This window comes from Frankia sp. AgKG'84/4, from assembly GCF_023242965.2.
Classification (GTDB): domain Bacteria; phylum Actinomycetota; class Actinomycetes; order Frankiales; family Frankiaceae; genus Frankia.
Genome location: NZ_JALKFU020001263.1, coordinates 1 through 2,310, shown reverse-complemented (window position 1 = coordinate 2,310; position 2,310 = coordinate 1). Strand labels below are relative to the sequence as shown.

Sequence of the window (2,310 nt, the reverse complement as noted above, 5' to 3'; positions counted from 1 at the left end):
GGCCCAGGCCTGGCCGCGCTCGACCGGCGCGCGGTCGGCGGCGGGGTCGAGCTCGCCGCGCAGCACCCGCCCGACCCAGGCCAGCGCCTCCTCCAGGAAGTCGGCCGGTTCGAGCAGGACGTCGCCGATGCCCAGCTCGAACGCCTTGGGCCCGGTGAGGGTCCGGTTCTGGCTCAGCGCGTTGTCGAGGATGACCCGGATCGCCCGCTCGGGCCCGATCAGGTTCGGCAGAAGCTGGGTGCCGCCCCAGGCCGGGACCAGGCCGAGGAACACCTCCGGCAGCGCCAGTGCCGGGATGCCGCTGGAGAGCGCCCGGTAGTCGCAGTGCAGCGCCAGCTCCACGCCGCCACCCAACGCGGCGCCGTTGACCAGGGCGAACGTGGGCACCTTCCGGTCGCCGAAGCGACCCGAGCCCAGCCGGACGAACGCGTCATGGCCGAGCCGGCCCAGCGCCTCCATGGTCGGCCGCAGCCGGGACACCTCGGTGATCGAGGACCGGAAGCTCAGATCCGCGCCCACGCTGAAGATGAACGGCTTGCCCGTCACGGCGATCGCGGCGACCGGCGGCTCGTGCGCCTCGATCTCGTCGGCGGCGGCGAGCAGCGCGCGCAGCCCGGCCGGCCCGAACGTGTTCGGCCGGGTGTGATCATGACCGTTGTCGAGGGTGACGAGGGCGACCGGGCCGGTCACCCCGGGCAGGGCCACGTAGTGGACGGGAGCCGCCGTGACGGCCTCGTCCGCCAGTTCCAGGGTGACCTCGTCGTCGCTCATGGGCGCCCCTCCGGGCTCTCGGGAAGTCGGGATCTCGCGAAGTGTCACGGCCGGCGGGCCGGTCAGCTCGCCGGCGCGCCGCCGGCGCGGGCCGCGGCCGGGTGATGGGGGTTCTCCCAGATCGTCGTCGCGCCCATGCCGAGCCCGACGCACATCGCGGTCAGCCCGTAGCGGACCTCGGGATGGTCGGCGAACTGCCGGGCGAGCTGTGTCATCAGCCGCACCCCGCTGGAGGCCAGCGGATGGCCGAGCGCGATCGCGCCGCCGTAGGGATTGACCCTCGGGTCGTCGTCGGCGATGCCGAAGTGGTCGAGGAAGGCGAGCACCTGCACGGCGAACGCCTCGTTGAGCTCGAACAGGCCGATGTCGCCGATGGACAGACCGGTGCGGGCCAGCGCCCGCTCGGTCGAGGGAATCGGGCCGACGCCCATCACCTCGGGATCCACCCCGGCGAAACCGAACCCGACCAGCGTCATCTTCGCCGTCAGCCCCAGCTCGGCCGCGACGTCGGCGGCGGCGAGCAGGCAGCCGGTCGCGCCGTCGTTGATCCCCGCGGAGTTGCCCGCGGTGACCCGGCCGTGCGGGCGGAACGGGGTGCGCAGCCCGGCGAGCCCCTCGAGGGTCGTCGAGGGCCGCGGCGGCTCGTCGACGCTGACGAGGTCCCAGCCCGACTCGACGTGGCGGGCGGCCATCGGGACCAGGTCCGGCTGGATCCACCCGTTCGCGTACGCCTTCGCGACCTTCTCCTGGGACGCCAGCGCGTACGCGTCGGCCCGCGCCCGGGTGATCGCCGGGAAGCGGTCGTGCAGGTTCTCCGCCGTTGATCCCATGACCAGCGCGGACGGGTCGACGAGGCGCTCGGAGACGAACCGCGGGTTGATGTCGGCGCCTTCGCCCATCGGATGGCGGCCCATGTGCTCCACCCCACCGGCGACGGCCACGTCGTAGGCGCCGACGGCGATCGAGGACGCCGCCGTGGTCACGGCGGTCACGGCGCCGGCGCACATCCGGTCGACGGAGTAGCCCGGTACGGACCGGGGCAGTCCGGCGAGGATGCCGGCGGCCCGCCCGATGGTCAGCCCCTGGTCGCCGATCTGGGTGGTGGCCGCGATCGCGACCTCGTCGACCCGCTCCGGCGCCAGCGCCGGGTTGCGCCGCAGCAGCTCGCGGATCACACGGACGATCAGGTCGTCTGCCCTGGTCTCGGCATAGACGCCCTTCGCCTTCCCGAACGGTGTGCGGACCCCGTCGACGAAGACGACGTCGCGGACCTGGCCGCGGGCTGAACCGAACACGGTGGCCTCCCCGCCGGCGACCGCGTGGCGCCGGCTGTTCCGTCCTGGGCTGCCGAACGGCCGGCGGGCGTCCCTTGCCTGGGTCGCCTGGGGGCGGTCGGCACCGGCGCGGACATCGCCGGTGCGGCAAGCCTACGACAATAGTTACCGACGAGTAGTTCGCTCGCCGCTATGCCCCGGTCTCGGGTGTCGCGCACTCGCGGCCGCTGGCGGTCTCGCGAGCCGGGGTGGCGCGGCCGCTGCC

2 protein-coding genes are annotated in these 2,310 nt (G+C 73.9%); both read right to left on the bottom strand.

Features of this window, described 5'->3' with window-relative positions; all coding sequences use genetic code 11:
- A partial coding sequence (locus MXD58_RS29450; RefSeq protein ID WP_250611420.1) for an enoyl-CoA hydratase/isomerase family protein occupies nucleotides 1-771 on the bottom strand: 771 nt, incomplete at its 3' end.
- A 62-nt stretch (nucleotides 772-833) separates the two neighbouring features.
- A complete protein-coding gene (locus tag MXD58_RS29445) occupies nucleotides 834-2,066 on the bottom strand; it encodes a thiolase family protein (RefSeq protein WP_248840173.1) in 1,233 nt (410 codons plus the stop codon).
- Between the last annotated feature and the right edge of the window lie 244 nt (nucleotides 2,067-2,310).